Below are 21,682 nucleotides of genomic sequence, written 5' to 3' on the forward strand. Positions count from 1 at the left end.
GCGCCGCAGCGGGTCGGCGGGCGGCCCCGGCCGCGGACGGCGCGTCCCGCGGAGGGGATCGGCTACCGTGGGTGGACGGCCGGCGCACCCTGGTTCCGGCCCCCGACGACCCCCGGGAGTCCGTCCCCTGTGATCGTCCAGCTCGTCCTGCTGCTGGTGGGCCTGCTCCTGGTGGCCGGCACGTTCGTCTACGTCACCGCCGAGTTCAGCCTGGTCACGGTCGACCGGGCCACCGTCGCCCAGCAGGCCGCGGCCGGCGACCGGCGCGCCCAGTCGCTGCTGGCCGGCCTGCGCTCGCTGTCCACGCAGCTGTCCGGCGCGCAGATCGGCATCACCGTCACCACGCTGGCGCTGGGCTTCGTGATGGAGCCGTCGCTGGCGTCGCTGATCGCCGACCTGCTGCACCTCTTCGGCGTCCCGGAGCGGGTCGGCGAGTCGATCGGGGTGCCGCTGGCCCTGGTGATCGCGACGGTGCTGTCCATGGTGTTCGGTGAGCTGGTCGCCAAGTCCGTGGCGATCGCCGACCCGATGGCCGCCGCCAAGTCGGTGGTCGGCGCCATGCGGGCGTCGACCACCGTGTTCCGCCCGTTGATCTGGGCGTTGAACGGCACCGCCAACGGCGTGCTCAAGGTGTTCGGCATCGAGCCGCAGGAGGAGCTGCGGTCCGCTCGGGCACCCGACGAGCTGCAGTCCCTGGTGCGCCGCTCGGCGGCGCAGGGCACCCTGGCCACCCCGACCGCCGGCCTGCTCGACCGGTCCATCTCGTTCTCCGGCAAGTCCGCCGACGACGTGCTCACCCCGCGCACCCGCGTCCGGTTCGTCCGGGCCACGGACAGCGCCGACACGGTGATCACCGCCGCGGTGGAGACCGGCCACTCGCGCTTCCCGGTGATCGGTGAGGATTCCGACGACGTGGTCGGCCTCGTCCACCTCAAACGCGCGGTGGCCGTCCCGCCCGACGAGCGGGCCAGGGTCCCGGTGTCGGCGCTCACCCGGGACGTGCCGGTGGTGCCCGGCACGATGCCCCTGGACGACCTGCTCGACCTGCTGCGCGAGCGCGGCTTCCAGCTGGCCGTGGTGGCCGACGAGTACGGCGGCACCGCCGGCATCCTCACCCTGGAGGACGTCGTCGAGGAGCTGGTCGGCGAGATCCGCGACGAGCACGACCCGCGCGCCCCGCGGCCCTACCGGCGTCCCGGCGGCAGCTGGGTGCTGCCGGGGACCCTGCGGCCGGACCAGATCCGCGAGGTGACCGGCGTCGAGCTGCCCGAGTCGGGCGCGTACGAGACGGTGGCCGGCCTGGTCGTGGAGCGCCTGGGCCGGCTGGCCGAGGTCGGCGACAGCGTCGTCGTCGGCGGCGCCGTGGCCGGGCGCGTGTCGCTGGGCACCATCGGCGACCACCCCGGCGACCGGGCCGTCCCCGCCAGCACCGAGGACGACCTGCCGCGGGCGGCGGTGCTGCGGCTCACCGTGGTGCGCCGGGCGCGCCGCCGGATCGAGTCGGTGGTGCTCTCCGCCGTCGAGGCGACCGGTGAGGACGCCGGAGAGGCCGCCGACCGCGGCACCACGGACCGCGTCAGCGCCGACCGCCGCCCGCGCGGCGGGCCGGAGACGGCCCGATGACCGGCGCCTGGCTGCTCACCGGCCTCGTCGTCGTGCTGCTCGGGCTCAGCGCGTTCTTCGTCGCCGCCGAGTTCGCGCTCATCTCGGCCCGCCGGACGGTGATCGAACCGCTGGCCGTCGGCAGCGCCCGGGCCCGGGTGACGCTGCGGGCGATGGAGGACGTCTCGGTGATGATGGCGTGCGCGCAGCTCGGCATCACGCTGTGCGGCGTGCTGCTGGGTGCCCTGGGCGAGCCGGCCGTCGCGACGCTGCTCGAGCCGGTGTTCCACGACCTCGGCGTCCCGGAGGGCTGGCTGCACCCGGTGGCGCTCACCGTCGCGTTGCTGCTGGTGGTGTTCGCGCACGTCGCGTTGGGCGAGATGGTGCCCAAGAACGTGGCGCTGGCCGGACCCGAGCGGACGGCGCTGCTGCTCGCCCCGCCGCTGCGGGCGCTGGCGACGTTCCTGGGACCCGTCGTCCGCGGCCTGAACCACCTCAGCAACGCGGTGGTGCGGCTGCTGGGCAAGGAGCCCCGGGACGAGGTGGCGTCCGCCTACACCCGGGACGAGGTCGCCGGGCTGGTCCGCGAGTCCACCGAGGAGGGCCTGCTGGAGGCCGGCGACCAGCAGCTGATCGCCTCGGCGCTGGAGTTCGACACCGGCCGGGTGGAGTCGGTGCTGCTGCCGGACGCCGAGGTGGTGGCCCTGCCGGTCGGGACGACGCCCGCCGAGGTCGAGCGGACCTGCGCCCGCACCGGTTTCTCCCGCTTCCCGCTGCGGGACGACTCCGGCCGCTACGTCGGCTACCTGCACATCCGGGACGTCGTCGCGATCCCGCCGGACCGCCGCGACCGCCCGGTCCCGCCCGCGGTGATCCGGCAGCTGCCGGTGCTCGCCGCCGGCACGGAGCTGCGCGCCGCGCTGGACCGGATGCGCCGTATCGGCGCCCACCTGGCGCAGGTGCGCCGGGCCGACGCCCCGGTCGTCGAGGTGGCCACCGAGCTGGCGCCGGTCGGGGCCGGCGCCACCGACCCCGGCGCCCCCGCCGGCCCCTCGGGGGTCGCCCCGGCGGACGGCGCCGAGGCCGGCGAGCCGGCGATCGACCGGTCCACCGGGACGGTCAATCCCGGTGTGCCCGACGCGCCCGCCCCGGCCGGGACACCGGCGCCGGCGATCCCGCCGCCCGGCGACCGCGCGGCCGTCGACAGCATCGCGCCGGGCGCCGGCCGGCTCGGCCTGGTCGCCCTGGAGGACGTGATCGAGCAGCTGATCGGCGAGGTCCGCGACGCCACCCGGCGCGGCCCGGGCTGACCGGACATCGGCCGGTCACGGCCCGGCATCGAACGCTTGCCGGCCCGCGCCGTCCCGGCCGGCCCGGCGCCGCACGGCATAGTCTCGGCTGATGCAGCGCAGGATCATGGGCATCGAGACCGAGTTCGGCATCACCTGCACTTTCCGCGGGCAGCGCCGACTCTCCCCGGACGAGGTCGCCCGGTACCTGTTCCGCCGCGTCGTCTCGTGGGGCCGGTCGTCGAACGTGTTCCTGCGCAACGGGTCCCGGCTCTACCTGGACGTCGGGTCGCACCCCGAGTACGCCACCGCCGAGTGCGACGACCTGCACACGCTCATCGCGCACGACAAGGCGGGGGAGCGGATCCTGCAGGACCTGGTCGTCGACGCCGAGCAGCGGCTGGCCGAGGAGGGCATCGGCGGCGACATCTACCTGTTCAAGAACAACACCGACTCGGCCGGCAACTCCTACGGCTGCCACGAGAACTACCTGATCGCCCGGGCCGGCGAGTTCTCGCGCATCGCCGACGGTCTCATCCCGTTCCTGGTCACCCGGCAGCTCGTCGCCGGCGCCGGCAAGGTGCTGCAGACCCCGCGCGGCGCGTCGTACTGCCTGTCCCAGCGGGCCGACCACATCTGGGAGGGCGTCTCCAGCGCCACCACCCGGTCCCGGCCGATCATCAACACCCGCGACGAGCCGCACGCGGACGCCGAGCGCTACCGGCGGCTGCACGTCATCGTCGGCGACTCCAACATGAGCCAGACGACCACGCTGCTCAAGGTCGGCAGCGCCGCGCTGGTGCTGGAGATGATCGAGGCCGGCGTCCAGCTGCGCGACTTCGCCTTCGACAACCCCATCCGGGCCATCCGCGAGGTGTCGCACGACATCACCGGCCGGCGCGGCGTCCGGCTGGCCAACGGCTCCGAAATCTCGGCGCTGGACGCGCAGGTCGAGTACTACACCCGGGCCGCGGACTTCGTCGCCCGCCGCGGCACCGACCCGGTGTCCGAGCGGGTGCTGGACCTGTGGGGGCGCACTCTCAAGGCCGTCGAGTCCGACGACCTGTCGGCGGTGGACACCGAGATCGACTGGGTGATCAAGAAGAAGCTGCTCGACGCCTACGCCGCCCGGCACGGGCTGGACCTGTCCGACGCCCGCATCGCCCAGCTCGACCTGACCTACCACGACGTCCGCCCGGGCCGTGGGCTGCACTCGCTGCTCGTCGCCCGCGGGCAGGCGCAGACCGTGGTGACCGAGGACGAGATCCAGGCGGCGACGGCCACCCCGCCGCAGACCACCCGCGCCCGGCTGCGCGGCGAGTTCGTCGCCCGCGCGCAGGACGCCAACCGCGACTACACGGTCGACTGGGTGCACCTGAAGCTGAACGACCAGGCGCAGCGCACGGTGCTGCTCAAGGACCCGTTCCGCTCCGAGGACGACCGGGTCGCCAAGCTCATCGAATCGCTCTGACGCTGCCGGCCGTGCCGCGGGTGCCCGCCCGGGCGCGGCCCCACCCGGCCGGGCGACACGGTGTGCAAGGCTGGAGACGTGGCGACGGCGAAGGCTGAACGGCTGCTCAACCTGGTCATCGCGCTGGTCAACTCCCCGCGGTTCCGGACGGCGCAGTGGATCCGGGACAAGGTGGCCGGGTACGGCGACGCCCCCTCCGAGGAGGCCTTCTTCCGGACGTTCGAGCGGGACAAGGCCGAGCTGCGCGAGGCGGGCATCCCGCTGCAGACCCCGGAGGACGGCAGCGACGGCTACCGCATCCCGCCCGGCGACCTGACGCTGCCGCAGCTGTCCTTCACCCCGGCGGAGACGGCGGCGCTGGCGCTGGCCGGGCGGCTGTGGGAGACCACCGCGCTGGCCGCCGCCGGCAGCGCCGCGCTGCGCAAGATCCGCGACGCCGCCGCGGCGCCCGGCGGGCCCGGCACACCCGCGCCGGGCGACCCGGACAGCACCACCGACCCGGGGCAGCGCGCCGCCGGCCTTCTGCAGCCGCGGGTGCGGACCGCGGACCCGTCCTTCGCGCCGCTGTACGCCGCGATCCGCGCCCGCCGCTCGGTGACCTTCGCCTACCGCAAGTCGCTGGACGGGCCGGCCGAGACGCGCAGCGTGCAGCCGTGGGGGCTGGTGTCCTACGCCGGCCGCTGGTACCTGGTCGGCCACGACACCGGCCGTGACGCCCGCCGCACCTTCCGGCTCTCCCGGATCGCCGGGCCCGTGCAGCAGACCGGCCGGGCCGGGTCGGTGCAGGTGCCGCCGGGCCTGGACCTGCTGGCGTTCGTCGCCGGCTCCGCCGGCCGGGTGGACGGTGCCAGGCCGGCCGCGCAGCGCCCGGCGGTGCTGCGGATGCGGGCCGGCCGCGCCGCGGGGCTGCGCCGCTCGGCGGTGCGCACCCTGCCCGGTCCGCTGCCGGACGGCTGGGACCGGGTCGAGATCACCATGGACCACCTGTGGGACACCGCCAGGGCCGTCGCCGCCGCCGGCCCGGACGTGGTCGTGGAGTCGCCGGCGGACCTGCGCGACGCCGTGGTGCGCCTGCTCACCGCCACCCTGGACACCGTCCGCGGCGCCGTCCCCCCGGACGGGCCGGCCGCCGACGGCGAGCCGGCCGTGGTCACCCCGGTGCTGACGGCGCTGGACGGGACGGGCACCGATGGCTGAGACCGCCGCCGCCCGGCTGGCCAGGATGCTGTCGCTGGTCCCGTACATCGCCCGCCGCCCCGGCGTGGCCCTGGCCGACCTGGCGGCCGAGTTCGACGTGCCGGTCGCCCAGATCGCCGCGGACCTGGACCTCTTGATGGTCTGCGGGCTGCCCGGCTACTACCCCGACGACCTCATCGACGTGGTTCTCGACGAGGACGGCGGGACGGTGTCCATCGCGTTCGACGCCGGCATCGAGCGGCCGGTGCGGCTGACCTCCGACGAGGCGGTGGCGCTGACGGTGGCCCTGCGCGCGCTCGCCGACCTGCCCGGCCTGGTCGACGCCGACGCCGTGCACTCGGCCCTGGACAAGCTCGAGCAGGCCGGGGCGCGCAGCGCCGAGGCGGTCGCGGTGGCCGCCGCTGCGGAGACGGCCACGCCCGCGCTGGCCACCGTCCGGCAGGCGGTGGACAGCTCGCGGCAGCTGTGGTTGCGCTACTACAGCGCCTCGCGGGACGCCCTCACCGAGCGGGTGGTGGACCCGTTGCGGGTGCTGGTCACCGAGGGACACGTCTACCTGGAGGCGTTCTGCCACCTGGCGCAGGCGGTCCGGCACTTCCGCATCGACCGCATCGAGGACCTGCGGCTGCTCGACGAGCCGGCGCAGGAGCCGCTCTGGCTGGACCCGGACCCGCCGGAGCGGATGTTCCACCCCAACCCCGACGTCCCGCCGGTCACGCTGCTGCTCGCCCCGTCGGCGCGCTGGGTCGCCGAGTACTACGAGACCGAGTCGGTCGAGCCGGTGCCGCCGTCACCGGAGACCGGCGGCCGGCCCGGCCACCAGCGGGTGCGGCTGCGCGCCGGCGGCGACGAGTGGATCGTCCGGCTGGTGCTCTCGCTGGCCGGCGCCGCCGTGGTGGAGGACCGGCCGGACCTGGCCCGGACGGTGGCGGACCAAGCGTCGGCGGCGCTGGCGGCGTATCTCTGACGGGACCGTCGCGGCGCCCGCCCGCGATCCGGCCGCGGCGGGCCGGACGCCCGTCCAGCGGTGCGGGCCGGCCGGCCCGACTGCGTAGCATCGGATCCGGGGACACGCCCGCCGGCACCCGCGATGGGGCCGCCCAGGGCAGCCGGCCGCGGGCGACGGTCACCGGGACCGGAGCGCAACGGACAGCAGGAGGTGACCGGTGGTCGGGATCCCCCGCCGCTCGCGCAAGGACCGTCCCGTCGACGGGACCATGTCGTTGATGGAGCACCTGTACGAGCTCCGCCGGCGGCTGTTCTTCGCGGCCCTGGGCCTGCTGGCCGGCACCGTCCTCGGTTTCGTCTGGTACACCGTCTCGATCCCGGCGCTGGGGCTGCGGTCGCTCAACGACATCCTGATCGCCCCGTACTGCAACGTCCCAGCGCAGTACCGGCTGGTCACCGGCGGCCGGGAGGGCTGCCAGCTGCTGGCCACCACGCCGTTCAGCTTCCTGCAGGTCCGGATCAAGGCCGCCCTGATGGTCGGTGCCGTGATCAGCAGCCCGGTGTGGCTGTACCAGCTGTGGGGCTTCGTGACGCCGGCGCTGTACAGCAGGGAGCGGAAGTTCGCCGTCAGCTTCGTGGTCGCCGGCGGGGCGCTGTTCTTCGCCGGTGCGGCGCTGGCCTACTACGTCATCGGCGAGGGCCTGAAGGTCCTGCTCAGCTTTGCCGGCGACGCCGGCACCTCGGCGCTCAGCCCGGACAGCTACTTCAGCTTCCTGATCGCCATGCTGATCATCTTCGGGCTGTCGTTCGAGGTGCCGCTGCTGCTGGTGATGCTCAACTTCGCCGGCGTGCTCAAGGGCGCCCGGCTGGCCGCGTCCCGCCGCTACGCGATCTTCGGGATGGTGGTGCTGGCGGCCGTCGTGGTGCCGGGCAACGACCCCGTCACCATGTCGGCGCTGGCCATCGCCCTGGCGATCCTGTACGAGGTGGCGGTGCAGGTGTCCAAGGCGCACGACCGCCGCAAGGAACGCCGGCTGGTGGCCGCCGGGATGGCCGAGCTGTCCGACGACGAGGCGTCGCCGATGCCGGTGGAACCCGGCCCGGTCGGCCACACCGACGCCGTCGGGGGCTCGTCCCCGGTGCCGCCGCCGGCCCCCATCCCGCCGGTCGAGCCGCCCGACCGGCTGGGCGACGCGACCTGATCCCTGCGGCCCGCCCGTGGCCCGGCGCCGGGGTGCCCGCCGGGGCCTGTGTCACGCTGGAGGGGTGAGCAGATCCGGGATGTCCCGTCCGGCACGGGGGCCCGAGCAGGACGAGGACGTCGACGACGCGCCGCTGTCGCCCGCGGAGCGGTACGCCCGGTCGCGGGAGCGCGCCGGGCACCCGTACCTGACCGAGTTCGCCGCCACCCGCCCGTTCTCGCTCGACGACTTCCAGGTGACCGCTTGCCGGGCGCTCGAGGACGGCCGCGGGGTGCTGGTGTGCGCACCCACCGGCGCCGGCAAGACCGTGGTCGGCGAGTTCGCCGTGCACCGGGCGCTGGCCACCGGCGGCAAGTGCTTCTACACCACGCCGATCAAGGCGCTGTCGAACCAGAAGTACCAGGACCTGGTCGCCGAGTACGGGCCGGCCCGGGTGGGGCTGCTCACCGGCGACACCGCGGTCAACTCGCACGCCGAGGTGGTGGTGATGACCACCGAGGTGCTGCGCAACATGCTCTACGCGGCGTCGCCGGACCTGGCCGGGCTCACCGCGGTCGTCATGGACGAGATCCACTACCTGGCGGACAAGTTCCGCGGCGCGGTGTGGGAGGAGGTGATCCTGCACCTGCCGCCCGAGGTGCAGGTGGTGGGGCTGTCCGCGACGGTGTCCAACGCCGAGGAGTTCGGCGCCTGGCTGCAGGAGGTCCGCGGGCACACCACCGTGGTCGTCGACGAGATCCGCCCGGTGCCGCTGTGGCAGCACATGATGGTCGGCCGCCGGCTGTTCGACCTGTTCAGCACCACGACGCCGATGGACGGCGGCGCCGTCACCCGGATCGACCCCGCCTTGGCCCGGGCGGTGTCCGACGCCGAGAGCACCGCGGAGCGGTGGGGCGGCGGCCGCGCCGGGGACCGCGGCCGCGGAGGCGGCCCGCGCGGCCGGGCGGGGCAGGGCGGCGGCGGCCGGTGGCGCCCGCCGGCGCGGGTGGATGTCATCGAGCGGCTGGACGGCGCCGGGCTGCTGCCCGCGATCACCTTCATCTTCTCCAGGGCCGGCTGCGACGCGGCCGTCGCCCAGTGCGTGCGGTCCGGCATGCGGCTGACCACCGAGGCCGAGCGCGACGAGATCCGCGCGGTGGTCGACCGGCGCACCGCCGACCTGCCCGAGGCCGACCTGGCGGTCCTGGGCTACTGGGAGTGGCGGGAGGCGCTGGAGCGCGGCATCGCCGCCCACCACGCCGGGCTGCTGCCGGCGTTCAAGGAGACCGTCGAGGAGCTGTTCGTCGCCGGGCTGGTGCGGGCGGTCTTCGCCACCGAGACGCTGTCGCTGGGCATCAACATGCCTGCCCGGACCGTGGTGCTGGAGAAGCTGGTCAAGTTCAACGGCGAGGGCCACGTCGACCTGACGCCGGGCGAGTTCACCCAGCTGACCGGCCGCGCCGGCCGCCGCGGCATCGACGTCGAGGGCCACGCGGTGGTCGTCTGGAGCCCTGGGATGGACCCGCGGACGGTCGCCGGGCTGGCGTCGCGGCGTACCTACCCGCTCCGGTCGTCGTTCCGGCCGAGCTACAACATGGCCGTCAACCTGCTCGGCCGGCTCGGCCGGGAGGCCGCCAAGGAGTTGCTCGAGCAGTCCTTCGCGCAGTTCCAGGCCGACTCGTCGGTGGTCGGGGTGGTGCGGCAGATCCACCGCAACACCGAGGCGATCGCCTCGCACGCCGCCGCCATGCGGTGCCACCTCGGCGACACCGGCGAGTACCTGGACCTGCTGGCCCGGCTGGCCGCGGCCGAGAAGCAGCGGGCCCGCGCCGGCGCGGCCCGCCGGCGCGACGCGACGGTGGAGGACCTGGCGGCGCTGCGCCGCGGCGACGTCGTCTCCGTGCCCGCCGGCCGGCGCGCCGGTCTCGCTGTGGTCGTCGACCCGGGCATCGCCTCGGACGGCACCGCGCGGCCGCTGGTGATCACCGCCGCGCGCTGGGCCGGGCGGCTGTCCGCCGCCGATTTCCGGGGCCCGGTGCCGGCGCTGGGCCGCATCCGGCTGGACAAGTTCGTCGACCACCGGTCGCCGACGGTGCGCCGCGACGTGGCATCGGCGATCGCCGCCGCGGTGGCCGCCGGCACCGTGGTCGAGCCCGGCCGCGGTCCGCGGCCCGAGCCCGCCGAGGACGTCGACCTGGCGACCCTGCGCCGGGCGGTGCGCGCGCACCCGGTGCACGGCTGCGCCGACCGCGACACCCACCTGCAGTGGGCGCGGCGCTGGCAGCGGCTGGTCACCGAGAACGCCGCGCTGTCGGCGAAGGTCGCCGGCGCGAAGGGGTCGCTCGGCCAGGCGCTGGAGTCGATCCTGGGCCTGCTGCAGCGCCGCGGCTTCGTCGTCGGTGACGACCTGACGCCGGCCGGCCGGATGCTCACCCGGATCTGGTCGGAGACGGACCTGGTGGTGGCCGAGTGCCTGCGCGGCGGCGTCTTCGACCGGCTGACCCCGGCCGAGCTGGCGGCCGCCGTGTCCTGCCTGGTCTTCGAGGCCCGCCGGGAGACCCTGGCGCCGCCCCGCCCGCCGGCCGGCCCGGCCGGGACCGCGATCGAGGCGGTCCACCGCATCTGGGCCGACATCGCGGCCGACGAGCGCGAGGCCGCGCTGCCGGTGACCCGGGAGCCCGATCCCGGGTTCGCCCGGGCCACGGCGACCTGGGCGGCGGGCGGGTCGCTGGCCCAGGCGCTGGGCGTCTCGGCCGAGTCCGGCCAGGAGCTCTCGGCCGGCGACTTCGTGCGCTGGTGCCGGCAGGTCGTCGACCTGCTGGACCAGATCCGCGTCGTCGCGCCGGCCGCGGTGTCCACCGCCGCGCGGTCCGCGGTGGACGCGGTCCGCCGCGGCGTGGTGGCGCTGGGCACCACCTGACCGGAGGACCTCGCTCCCTCCGGCCCGTCCCGGCTGGACATCCGGACGATCGACCCCGTGGTGGAACCGTTCGTGATCAGCGCGCGTCACGGTTGCGGGGACGGTGCGGACCGCCGCGCCGGCAGCCCCCGAGCACCCGGGTGTCTTCCCGGCGCGGCCGATCCGCGCCCGGCCGGCCCGGCACGTCCGGCAGTCCGGAATGTGAGTTCGTGGTTTGATTCGCTGCACGACCGCCGGCCGCGGGCCGGGTGACCGAGGAGGCACTTCATGAGCACGCCCTACAACCCGGGTCAGCAGGGCAGCGGCCCCGCGGGTGACACGCCCGGTGGGTACCAGGGTGGCGGTTACGGCCAGGCGCACCCCGAGTCCGGTGCGACGCCGACGGCGCAGCCGGGCTACGGGTCGTACGACCAGGGCGGCTACGGGCAGCAGTCCGGCTACGGCCAGCAGGGCGGGTACGGGCAGGGCCAGCAGGGCGGGTACGGGCAGGGCGGCTACGGCGACCAGTCCGGCTACGGCCAGGGCGGGTACGGCCAGGGCCAGTCCGGGTACGGCCAGCAGGGCGGCTACGGGCAGGGCGGCTACGGCGACCAGTCCGGCTACGGCCAGCAGGGCGGCTACGGGCAGGGCCAGCAGGGATACGGCCAGCAGTCCCCGTACGGTCAGCCGGGCGGTTACGGGCAGGGCCAGCAGGGCTACGGCCAGCAGTACGGCGGGGGACAGCCGGGCTACGGCGGCCAGGGGTACGGGCAGGCGCCCGCCCGCAAGTCGAACAAGGGTCTCTACATCGGCATCGGCGCGCTGGTCGTCGTGCTGGCCGTCGCCGCGGTGCTGCTCTTCGCCTGGCCGGGCTGGCTGAACAAGAAGGTGTTCGACAACGGCAAGGTCGCCGAGGGCGTGACCAGCATCCTGACCTCGGCGCCGCCCAACGGCTACGGCCAGACCGGGGTGTCGGACGTCAGCTGCCCGGCCAACGAACCGGTCAAGCAGGGCACCACCTTCCAGTGCTCGCTGAAGGTCGACGGCGCCGACAAGCAGGTGCAGATCACCGTCGTCGACGACAGCGGCAAGTACACGGTCGGCGTGCCGCAGTGAGCGCCGCGCCGCGCCGCTGATCCTTCCGTTCCGTTCCGGGCCTGCCGTTCGCGGCGGGCCCGGAGCCGTCTGGGGCCGGGTTCGTCCGATCAGCCGCCGCCCAGCGCGTCCAGCAGCCGGGCCACCGCGGACGACACCCCGTGCCGCTGGGCCAGTTCGACGAGCCGCTCGCCGTCGGCGGGCACCGCGGTCAGCCGTCCGTCGCCTGCCGGGTCCATCCGGACCGGGGCGTCGGTGGCCACCCGGACCACCGCCGGCGCCGCGCCCAGGTAGTCCGCGGCCGCGACCAGCTTGGTCCGCACGCTGCCGGACAGCGCCCCGTCCCGCGCGGCCGCCGCGATGTCCTCGACGGCGCCCCACTCGCGAACCAGCGCCGCGGCCGTCTTGTCGCCGATGCCCGCGACGCCGGGCAACCCGTCCGAGGGGTCGCCGCGCAGCACGGCGAAGTCGGCGTACCGGCCGGCCGGGATGCCATGGCGGTCCGCCACCTCCGCGGTGCCGAGCACCTGCACCTTGCTCATCCCGGCGCCGATGTACCGCACCCGGACGGGCGTCGGCGCGTCCCTGGCCACCTGGAACAGGTCGCGGTCCCCGGTCACCACCTCCACCGGGTCGTCCTGCTCGGCCGCCGCCAGGGTGCCGATGACGTCGTCGGCCTCGAACCCCTCCGCACCGGCCAGTGTCACGCCGACCGCCCGGAGGATGTCGAGGATGACCGGCACCTGCGGACCGAGTTCGTCCGGCACCTCCTCGACGAAGTCGCCGCCGTGCACGTCGAACTCGCGGGCGACGCCCGGCGGCAGCTCCGGCGGCGGTGCCGCGTCCGGAGCGGGCCCGGCGACCCGGTGCGCCTTGTAGGACGGCAGCAGCCGGACCCGCCACTCGGGCCGCCAGTCCAGGTCCAGGCAGGCGACGAGCCGCTGCGGCCGGGCGTCCTGCACCACCCGCCGGACGATGTCCAGCGTGCCCCGGACGGCGTTCACCGGACGGCCGTCCGGACCGGTGATCGAGGACGGGACGGCGTGGAAGGCGCGGAAGTAGATGCCCGCCAGATCGAGCAGCTGCAGCATGCCGGCCGACGCTACCCGGACGCCCCGACACCGGCGGATATCCTCCGTCCATGGCCACCCCCGCCGCGGCGTCCGCGGACAGTTCCACGCCCGGCGCCGACCCGACGCCGGCCCCGTCGCGGGACGGCCGGACGGCGGCCGCGGCCGACCGGCTGGCCCGGTTGGCCGAGCAGGCGGCCCTCGCCGGCGCGGACGCGGTGCTGGTCAGCCCGGGCGCCGACCTGGCCTACCTGGCCGGCCACTCGGTCGGCTCGCACGAGCGGTTCACCGTGCTGCTGGTGCCGGCCACCGGTGCACCGCACCTCCTGGTGCCGTTGCTGGAACGTCCCGGATGGGACGGCACGCCCGTCGTCGACCTCGGGGTCACGACCCTCACCTGGGCCGACGGCCAGGACCCCTACCGGGTCCTGGCCGACCTGCTCCCGGCGGACAGCCGGGTGCTGGCCGTCGACGACCACATGCCCGCGGTGCACGCCCTCGGCGTGCGGGCCGCCGTCCCCGGCAGCGAGCTGACTCTGGCCGGCCCGGCCATCGCCGAGCTGCGGATGCGCAAGGAACCGGCCGAGGTCGACGGGCTGCTGGCCATCGGCGCGGCGGTGGACCGGGTGCACGAGGCGGTCGGGCAGTGGCTCCGGCCCGGTCGTACCGAGCGCGACGTGGCCGCGGACATCGCCGCCGCGCTGGTCGCCGAGGGCCACCGGACCGCGGACTTCGTCATCGTCGGGTCGGGTCCGAACGGGGCGAGCCCGCACCACGAGGCGTCCGACCGCGAGATCCGCCCCGGCGAGCTCGTGGTCATCGACATCGGCGGCCCGGGGCCGGACGGCTACTTCTCCGACTGCACCCGCACCTACCAGGTGGTCGGCGAGCCGGTGGACGCCGAGCAGCGGGCCGTCCACGACCTCGTCCGCCGCGCGCAGCGGGCCGCCGTCGAGGCCGTGCGACCGGGTGTCACCGCGCAGGACGTCGATCGGGCGGCCCGCACGGTGATCGCCGAGGCCGGGCTGGGCGAGCGGTTCATCACCCGCACCGGGCACGGCATCGGCCTCGAGGTGCACGAGCACCCGTACATCGTCGAGGGCAACGAGCGGCCGCTGGAGCCCGGCATGGCTTTCTCGATCGAACCGGGCGTCTACCTGCCCGGCCGGTTCGGCGTCCGCATCGAGGACATCGTCGTCGTCGGCGAGGACGGCGCCATCCCGGCGAACCGCGCCGGGACGGAGTACCGCGTCGTTGGCGGCTGACGTGCTCGAGGACATCGACGCGCGGATCGCCGCCGTGCTCGCCGAGGACGGCCGGTGCTCCTACACCGACCTCGCGGCGCGCGTCGGCCTGTCGGTCTCCGCCGTGCACCAGCGGGTGCGGCGGCTCGAGCAGCGCGGCGTCATCCAGGGCTACGCCGCCCGGCTGGACGGCGAGCAGCTCGGCCTGCCGCTGACGGCCTTCGTCTCGCTGACCCCGATCGACCCGGCCGAGCCCGACGACTACCCCGAGCGCCTGCGCGTCCTGCCGCAGATCGAGGCCTGCCACTCGGTGGCCGGGGTCGAGTCGTACATCGTCAAGGTGCGGGTGGCGTCGCCGTCCGCGCTCGAGGCCCTGCTGGCCCAGATCCGGGCGACCGCCAACGTGTCCACCAGGACGACCGTGGTGCTGTCGACGCCGTTCGAGGACCGGCCCGTCGCCGGCCTGGCCCTGCGGGCGGCGCTGCAGGACGGCGACCCGGTGGGCTGACCCGGCCCGACCCGCCGGCGGTCGCGAGGAGCCTGGGAACGCCGGCCGGCACCGTCGACCGCGCACCGGTCGTGGCAGCGACCACTACCGGCGCACCTCCAGCGCCCACACCCGGACCGCACGGCCCGGGCGCGGGCGGCCGCATCAGCGGTCGGTGGGCGGCGTCACCGCGGCGAACCGGGCGGTGTCGTAGTAGGTGGCGAACCGGGCGACGCGCCCGTCGTCGTCGAAGTCGATCAGGCTCACGCCGCGGTACTCCACCGGCGCGCCGCCGGCCACCTGGCCGGTGCTCGACCACTCCAGGACACCCAGCCCGGCGCGGTCCTCGACCCGGCTGAAGGTCGACGCGATGCTCTCGAACTGGTTCAGGTACTGCTCCCAGAACAGCCGCGCGCCGTCCAGGCCGCGGGTCTGCTGGTCGGTCTCCGGGCGGTGCAGCTCCGACGTCTCGGTGAACTGGCCCGACACGAAGGCCTCCACGTCGCCGCTGCTCTCCAGGGTCTGCAGTGCGTCGGCGAAGGTCCGGGCGCGATCGTTCGACATGGCACCTCTGTCTCTCGTGCGTGGGCATGGACCGGAGGGATCCGTGCGGGGTGGCGCGGTCGACTCGTCGACCACCGGCAGCGCGACCGGTACCCCGCACGGCGCGGGTCAAGCCGCCGGCGACCGTCTGGTGGGATGGGACGCATGCCCGGCACCGACCCGCAGCAGCCGACCCACCCGGCGGGGACACCGCCCACCCACCCAGCGGGGACACCGCCCACCCACCCAGCGGGGACACCGCCCACCCACCCAGCGGGGACACCGCCCACCCACCCAGCGGGGACACCGCCCACCCACCCAGCGGGGACACCGCCCACCCACCCACCCGTCACCGCCCGGGACGACGTCGTCGACGTCCTGCACGGCGTCCCGGTCACGGACCCGTACCGCTGGCTCGAGGACCCGGACTCGCCCAGGACGGCCGCCTTCGTCGCCGCGCAGAACGCCGTCAGCTCGCCGTACCTGGCAGCCCTGCCGGGCCGCGAGCCGTTCCTCGCGCTGACCACGGCGCTGCTCACCGCGCCGCGCCGCGGCGTGCCCTGGGAACGGAGTGGCCGCTACTTCGTCGTGGCCAACCCGGCCGGCGCCGACCAGGACCAGCTGTACGTCGCCGACACGCTGGACGGGCTGCTGGCCGGCGGGCGGCTGCTGCTCGACCCGAACACCTGGTCCGACGACGGGGCCAGCGCCCTCGCGGGCTGGGACGTCACCGAGGACGGCGGGCTGCTGGCCTACGCGCGGGCCGACGCCGGCTCCGACTGGCGCGTCGTCCGGGTGCTCGACGTCGCCACCGGCGACCACCTGCCCGACGAGCTGGTGTGGACCAAGTGGGTCGACCCGACGTGGCTGCCCGACGGCCGGTCCCTGCTGTACTGGCGGTACCCGGAGCCGGTCTCCGCCGAGGACACCGCGGCGATGACGGGCGGCGAGCTGGTGCTGCACCGCCTCGGCCGCCCGCAGGACGAGGACGAGCTGGTCTGGTCCCGCCCGGACGACGACCAGTGGATGGCCGACCCCTGGGTCAGCCCGGACGGCCGCTGGCTGGTGCTCACCGCGGCGCCCGGCACGGACCCGCGGACCACCGTCACCGCACGCCGGATCCACGTCGACGACCGGGGCGCGAGCGTCCTCGATCCTGCGACGGTGACCGTGGTCGGCGAGCTCGCCGACGCGCACTCGCCCGTGGTGACCGATGGGGACGCCCTCTACCTGCGCACCGAGCGCGACGCGCCCACCGGCCGGCTGGTCCGCGTCGACCTGGCCGACCCCGACGCGCCGTGGACCACGGTGGCCGCCGGCGACGACGACCGCGTGCTCGCCTGGGCGGTGCCGGCGGCCGGCGCGTTCGTCGTGGTGTGGTCCACCGACGCGGCCCACCGGGTCGAGATCCTCGACCGCTCCGGCGCCGTGCTCGACGCCCCGGACCTCGGGTCCCCGGTGTCCGTCGCCGCGGTGTCCGCCCGGGCCGACTCCCGCGAGGTGTTCGTCGGCACCACGTCGTTCGGGGTCCGGCTGGCCGTCCACCGGCTCGACCTCGACGGCCCGGCACGCGTGCTGCCGGCGGTGCCCGGGGCGCCGGTGCTGCCCGAGCTGGTCTCCCGCCGGGTCCGTGGTGTCTCCGCCGACGGCACCGAGGTGCCGATGACCGTCGTGCACCGGGCCGACCTCGGGCCGGGACCGCACCCGACGCTGCTCTACGGCTACGGCGGTTTCGACATCCCGGTGCTGCCGTCCTTCTCGGCGTTGTTCGCGTCCTGGACGGCCGGCGGCGGTGTGCTGGCCGTCGCGAACCTGCGCGGCGGCGGGGAGTTCGGCACCCGGTGGCACGAGGCCGGCATGCTGCACCGCAAGCAGCGGGTGTTCGACGACCTCTACGGCTGCGCCGCCGCCCTGGTGGCCGAGGGGGTCACCACGACCGACCGGCTGGCGGTGCACGGGCGCTCCAACGGTGGCCTGCTCGTCGGTGCCGCGATCACCCAGCGGCCCCGGCTGTGGGCGGCGGCGCTGCCCACGGTCGGCGTCCTGGACATGCTCCGCTTCCACCGCTGGACCATCGGCAGGGCCTGGACCGTGGAGTACGGCGACCCCGACGACCCGACCGACTTCCCGGTGCTGCTGGCCTACTCGCCGCTGCACAACGTCCTGCCCGGGACGGTCTACCCGCCGACGCTGATCTGTACCGGCGACCACGACGACCGTGTGGTGCCGGCGCACTCGCTGAAGTTCGGCGCGCAGCTGCAGTTCGCGCAGGGCGAGGCCGCCGGCAGCGCCCCGGTCCTGCTCCGGGTCGACACCCGCGCCGGACACGGTGCCGGCAAGCCGGCCCGGGCGCTGGCCCTGGAGTACGCCGACCAGCTGGCCTTCGCCGCCGTGCACACCGGACTCGAGGTCAGGACCGACACCGGGATATCGTGAGGCTGACGAAGGACCGGTGCGCCGGCCACCGGCGGTGGGCCGGGCGTCGCCGAGAGGAGTGTCGTGACGGCGCAACCGGGACCGTCGGCCACCGCGGGAGGCGCGGCGACCGCGGGTACCGCGGCCACGGCGGGCAGTGCAGCCACCGCAGCCGGTGCAGCCACCGCGGGTACGGCCGAGGCGCCGACCCGGCGCTCGGTCGGACTGCGGTCCGACCGCGGCCCGATCCTGCTGTCGCTGATGCTGTCCACGTCGCTGGTGGCGCTCGACTCGACGATCATCGCCACCGCGGTGCCGTCCGTGGTCGCCAGTCTCGGCGGCCTGTCGCAGTTCCCGTGGCTGTTCTCGGTGTACCTGCTGGCGCAGGCGATCTCCGTGCCGATCTACGGCCGGGTCGCCGACATGGTCGGCCGCAAGCCCGTCATGCTGCTGGGTATCGGGCTCTTCCTGCTCGGCTCGGTGCTCTGCGGCATCGCCTGGGACATGCCGGCGCTCATCGTGTTCCGCGCCGTGCAGGGCCTGGGCGCCGGTGCCGTGCAGCCGATGAGCATCACCATCGCCGGTGACATCTACACGCTGCAGGAGCGGGCCAAGGCGCAGGGCTACCTGGCCAGCGTGTGGGGCATCTCCGCGGTGGTCGGGCCGACCCTCGGCGGGCTGTTCTCCGAGTACGTCTCCTGGCGGTGGATCTTCTGGGTCAACGTGCCGCTGTGCCTGGTCGCCGGGCTGATGCTGGTGCGCCGGTTCCACGAACAGGTGCACCGGGCCCGGCACCGGATGGACCTGCCGGGCTCGGCGCTGCTGGCCGTCGGTTGCGGGCTGCTGATCCTGGGCCTGCTGGAGGGCGGCCAGGCCTGGGCCTGGGGCTCCGTCGCCGGCATCGGCGTGCTCGGTGTGGCCGTGCTGCTGCTGGTGGCGTTCGTCCTGGTCGAGCGCCGGACGGCGGAGCCGGTGCTGCCTCTGTGGGTGCTCACCCGCCGGGTGCTGGCGGCCACCAGCGTCACCGCCGTGATGGTCGGCGGGATGACGCTCGGGTTGACGTCCTACGTGCCGACGTACGCGCAGAGCGCGCTGGCGGTGGGCCCGCTGGCCGCCGGGTTCGCGCTCGCCACCCTGACCGTCGGCTGGCCGCTCGCCGCCTCCGTCGCCGGCCGGCTGTACCTGCGCATCGGCTTCCGGGACACCGCGCTGATCGGTGCGGCGCTGGCGCTGGCCGGCACGCTGTCCATGGCTGTGACGATGACCGGCGGTGGCAGCGTCTGGGAGATCGCGGCCTGGTGCTTCGTCACCGGGCTGGGGCTGGGCCTGGTGGCCAGCCCGACGCTCATCGCCGCCCAGAGCAGCGTCGGCTGGGACCGCCGCGGCGTCGTCACCGGCGCCAACATGTTCGCCCGGTCCTTGGGCAGTGCGGTCGGCGTCGCCGTCCTCGGTGCGGTCGCCAACACGCGGCTGGGCGACGGGACTCCGGCTCCCGCGGACCTGGCGGCGGCCGCCCACGACGTGTTCGTCGGCGTCGTGGTCGTCGCGGTGCTGATGGTGGCGGCCGTGGCCTTGCTGCCCCGCCGGATCGTGCTGGACGACGCGGCGACGGCCCCGCGGACGGGCGGTGCCGTCCCGTCGCAACCGGCCGCGAGCACGGGGTCGGGGTCCGGCGGAACCGCAGGGCACTAGAGGTCCCCGGCCCCCGAGCACCGCTCGAGGACCGGGCCACCCTGCCCGCGGGCGCGGTGGGAAGGGTCACTCCGCGGGCCAGGTCGCGGCCGTGGGACGGCCGGTACGGTCATCGGGATGAGCGCGACAGGTACCTCTGGCACCACGGTCAGGCTCGGCGTCGACGGGCGGGTGCTCGACGACCGGTACCACGGCATCGGCCGGATCACCTACGAGCTCGTCGAGCGGTTGGCGGCGCGACCCGGCTGGGACATCACCCTGTTCGTCAACCACTCGCAGCGGTCCGACCGGCTGGACGTCGGGGCGTTGACCGCGCACGAGTCCGTGCACACCGAGACCTTCGACCACGCGGTCACCTCGGTCAGCCAGTTCCTGCGCTGGCCCGGGGCGCTGCGGCGCAGCGGCGTCGACCTGGTGCTGTTCCCGTACCACTTGGGCGCCGCGCTGAGCGGCCGGGCCCGGCGGTGGACGGTGGTCCACGACTGCATCCTCGAGCAGGACCGGCGGTTCGCGCCGGACGCCCGCACCCGGCTGCTGTACCGGCTGCTGACCTGGGCGGTGGTGCACCGGAACACCGTGGTGACGCCCAGCCGGGCGTCGGCGGACGCCGTCCGCCGGTACTACCGCGTGGCGGTACCGGACGAGCACGTGGTGCCGTGGGGGGTGTCCAGCTGGTTCGGCGACGCGAGCGGTGCGGTGACCACGGTGCAAGGCACCCCGGTGCCGGCCCGCTACCTGCTGCACGTCGGGGCCCGCCGGCCGCACAAGAACGTCCAGCAGCTGGTCCGGGTGCTGGCGGCGCTGGGACCCCGTGACCACCTGGTGCTGGTGGGCAGCCACGACGACCGGTTCCCCGACCCCACCGCGGACCTGGCACGCGAGCTGGGCGTGCAGGACCGGGTGCTGCAGTTCTCCGGACTGTCCGATGCCGAGCTCAGCGCCCTGTACTCGGGCGCGCACGCGTTCCTCTACCCGTCGCTGGTCGAGGGTTTCGGGCTGCCGCTGCTGGAGGCCATGACCGCCGGGGCGCCAGTGGTGGCCAGCGACATCCCGGTGTTCCGGGAGGTCGCCGAGGACGCCGCCCTGCTCGTCCCGGTCGACGACACCCAGGCCTGGGTGCGGGCCGTGCACGAGCTGGACGACCCGGCCACCCGCGCGCGGCTGGCGGAGGCCGGGTACGCCAGGGCCGACGCGGCGAACTGGGACCGGTCCACCGCGGCGCTGGCCGCGGCCCTGGCGCCGCCCCGCTGACCGGCCCGGCGCAGCGGCCGGTCAGTCCTGCAGCGCCGTCGGCGGGGCGCCGGCGTCGGGCGAGGTGTACCCGTAGAACTCCGCGGCGTCCACAGTGCCGTCCCACAGCTGCGCGTCGTGCGCCCAGTAGAAGCCCAGGTAGCCGCAGCTGCGGGCCAGGGACAGCGAGGTGGCCATCAGACCGCCGGCCGACCTGTCCGTGTAGTGCGCCCGGAACGTGGAACCTGCGGTATAGCCGGGGTTCTCGCCCACCTTGGCCAGTCCGAACTCGTCCGCGACACGGCTGATCCACCGGGCCGCCGACCAGCTCTTCACCGCCGTCGAGGTGACCGGCACCTGCCGGTCCTCCGGTGCGCAGCCGACGTCGCCGCCGGAGCCGTCACCGGTCGACGTCACGGACGCCACGATGTCGGGGTCGTGGGGGAGACGCTGGTAGACGTCCAGCCAGGCGACGCCCTGGCCCGCCAGGCCCGGGGGGAGGTGCGCGGCGACGGCCCGGTCGAGGGCCTCGGGCTGCACGCCGACGCCCGGCGTCAGGATCTCGAAGTACCCGCGGAAGCCCAGCGAGCGCAGCAGGTCGATCTGCCAGGTCGCCGTCTCGGCCAGCGCGCCGACGTACCAGTCGTACCACTGCCGGACGGCCGTCGCGTCCTCGCCGTCGTCACCCGGCCGCCAGTCCGGCAGGGGATTGGCGCCGACCGCGGTGGCCACCCGGTCGGCGTCCAGGGCGTCCGGCCCGAAGGCCCAGTAGGAGTCACCGGCCGGGAACAGCAGCTCGCCGCGGCCGCCCGAGGTGATCCGGACGGCGAAGAAGTCGCCGGCCGGGAACGCCTGCGCGACGCGCTGCAGGTACCGGTCGGCGGCCGCCCGGACGTCGCGGTCGAAGGTGAAGTCGACCTGGTCGGACCGCCGTCCGTCCTGGTCCACGAACCGGCTGTCGGGCAGGTCCCGCACCCAGCCAGGGGTGTAGTGCAGGCCCAGCCCCAGCGTCACCTGCATCCCGGCCGCCCGCAGGGTCCGGAACTGCTCGACCATCCGGCGCTCGTAGTCGACGTCCCAGTCGCCGGGCGCGGTCTCGTACCGGGACCAGGCCAGCTCGAGCATGGCGACCTTGACGCCGTGTCCGGAGAGGTCCCCGGCGTGCTCCGGCGCGGTCTGCAACGTGCCGAGAAATGGCGGGAGGAAATCGGAGCGAATGGCGTCCCCGGAGGTGATCCGCACGCAGGAAACGGCCGCCACGAATACCACCGCCATTCCGGCGAGCCACCGGGTGCGGCGTCGCGGCCACCGGCCACGGC

The 21,682-nt window shown here is 75.2% G+C and carries 16 protein-coding genes; 13 read left to right on the forward strand and 3 right to left on the reverse strand.

What is annotated here, in order from left to right; genetic code table 11:
* The first annotated feature begins 129 nt into the window (after positions 1-129).
* From IEY37_RS04330 to IEY37_RS04365, 8 genes are all read left to right on the forward strand, one after another.
* Positions 130-1,623 carry a hemolysin family protein gene (locus tag IEY37_RS04330; RefSeq protein ID WP_188940308.1) on the forward strand — a complete coding sequence of 498 codons (1,494 nt, stop codon included), beginning with the start codon at positions 130-132 and terminating at the stop codon, positions 1,621-1,623.
* Entirely contained in the window at positions 1,620-2,912 is a 1,293-nt protein-coding gene (locus IEY37_RS04335) for a hemolysin family protein (RefSeq protein WP_188940309.1), read from the forward strand. Before IEY37_RS04330 ends, IEY37_RS04335 begins: the two co-directional genes overlap by 4 nt.
* 91 nt (positions 2,913-3,003) lie before the next feature.
* The gene (gene pafA / locus IEY37_RS04340; RefSeq protein ID WP_188940310.1) at positions 3,004-4,362 is read left to right on the forward strand and encodes a Pup--protein ligase; all 1,359 of its coding nucleotides are present in this window, start codon (positions 3,004-3,006) and stop codon (positions 4,360-4,362) included.
* Between the two features lie 78 nt (positions 4,363-4,440).
* Positions 4,441-5,559, forward strand: coding sequence for a helix-turn-helix transcriptional regulator (locus IEY37_RS04345; RefSeq protein ID WP_188940311.1), 1,119 nt, complete (start codon positions 4,441-4,443; stop codon positions 5,557-5,559).
* Positions 5,552-6,526 (forward strand): helix-turn-helix transcriptional regulator, encoded by a 975-nt coding sequence (locus IEY37_RS04350; protein WP_188940312.1) that lies wholly within the window; start codon positions 5,552-5,554, stop codon positions 6,524-6,526. The genes IEY37_RS04345 and IEY37_RS04350 overlap by 8 nt, the downstream gene beginning before the upstream one ends.
* 199 nt (positions 6,527-6,725) lie before the next feature.
* Positions 6,726-7,709 (forward strand): twin-arginine translocase subunit TatC, encoded by a 984-nt coding sequence (gene tatC / locus IEY37_RS04355; protein WP_229673837.1) that lies wholly within the window; start codon positions 6,726-6,728, stop codon positions 7,707-7,709.
* Between the two features lie 79 nt (positions 7,710-7,788).
* Entirely contained in the window at positions 7,789-10,608 is a 2,820-nt protein-coding gene (locus tag IEY37_RS04360; protein ID WP_188940803.1) for a DEAD/DEAH box helicase, read from the forward strand.
* Positions 10,609-10,875: 267 nt separating this feature from the next.
* The gene (locus tag IEY37_RS04365; RefSeq protein WP_188940313.1) at positions 10,876-11,703 is read left to right on the forward strand and encodes a DUF4333 domain-containing protein; all 828 of its coding nucleotides are present in this window, start codon (positions 10,876-10,878) and stop codon (positions 11,701-11,703) included.
* An 89-nt stretch (positions 11,704-11,792) separates the two neighbouring features.
* Here the strand turns inward: IEY37_RS04365 and IEY37_RS04370 are convergent, their stop codons facing one another.
* Positions 11,793-12,773, reverse strand: coding sequence for a 5'-3' exonuclease (locus tag IEY37_RS04370; protein ID WP_188940314.1), 981 nt, complete (start codon positions 12,771-12,773; stop codon positions 11,793-11,795).
* A gap of 50 nt (positions 12,774-12,823) precedes the next feature.
* Here IEY37_RS04370 and IEY37_RS04375 point away from each other — a divergent pair, with 50 nt between their 5' ends.
* A complete protein-coding gene (locus IEY37_RS04375; protein ID WP_188940315.1) occupies positions 12,824-14,017 on the forward strand; it encodes a M24 family metallopeptidase in 1,194 nt (397 codons plus the stop codon).
* Positions 14,007-14,504: an Lrp/AsnC family transcriptional regulator gene (locus IEY37_RS04380; RefSeq protein ID WP_229673848.1), complete on the forward strand. Its 498-nt coding sequence runs from the start codon at positions 14,007-14,009 to the stop codon at positions 14,502-14,504. The genes IEY37_RS04375 and IEY37_RS04380 overlap by 11 nt, the downstream gene beginning before the upstream one ends.
* Positions 14,505-14,648: 144 nt before the next feature.
* Here the strand turns inward: IEY37_RS04380 and IEY37_RS04385 are convergent, their stop codons facing one another.
* A complete protein-coding gene (locus tag IEY37_RS04385) occupies positions 14,649-15,047 on the reverse strand; it encodes a nuclear transport factor 2 family protein (protein WP_188940316.1) in 399 nt (132 codons plus the stop codon).
* A 135-nt stretch (positions 15,048-15,182) separates the two neighbouring features.
* On the opposite strand from IEY37_RS04385, the gene IEY37_RS22750 reads away from it, so the two are divergent.
* From IEY37_RS22750 to IEY37_RS04400, 3 genes are all read left to right on the forward strand, one after another.
* On the forward strand, positions 15,183-17,462 hold the full coding sequence (locus tag IEY37_RS22750; protein WP_188940317.1) for a prolyl oligopeptidase family serine peptidase: 2,280 nt from the start codon (positions 15,183-15,185) through the stop codon (positions 17,460-17,462).
* Positions 17,463-17,702: 240 nt separating this feature from the next.
* The gene (locus IEY37_RS04395; protein ID WP_188940805.1) at positions 17,703-19,133 is read left to right on the forward strand and encodes an MFS transporter; all 1,431 of its coding nucleotides are present in this window, start codon (positions 17,703-17,705) and stop codon (positions 19,131-19,133) included.
* 117 nt (positions 19,134-19,250) lie between these two features.
* The gene (locus IEY37_RS04400; RefSeq protein WP_188940318.1) at positions 19,251-20,384 is read left to right on the forward strand and encodes a glycosyltransferase family 4 protein; all 1,134 of its coding nucleotides are present in this window, start codon (positions 19,251-19,253) and stop codon (positions 20,382-20,384) included.
* A gap of 21 nt (positions 20,385-20,405) precedes the next feature.
* Here the strand turns inward: IEY37_RS04400 and IEY37_RS04405 are convergent, their stop codons facing one another.
* Complete coding sequence (locus IEY37_RS04405; protein ID WP_188940319.1) at positions 20,406-21,623, reverse strand: hypothetical protein; 1,218 nt, start codon at positions 21,621-21,623, stop codon at positions 20,406-20,408.
* Positions 21,624-21,682: the final 59 nt, after the last annotated feature.

Origin of the sequence: Nakamurella endophytica (genome assembly GCF_014646215.1) — a bacterium.
In the GTDB taxonomy this organism is placed as follows: Bacteria; Actinomycetota; Actinomycetes; order Mycobacteriales; family Nakamurellaceae; genus Nakamurella; species Nakamurella endophytica.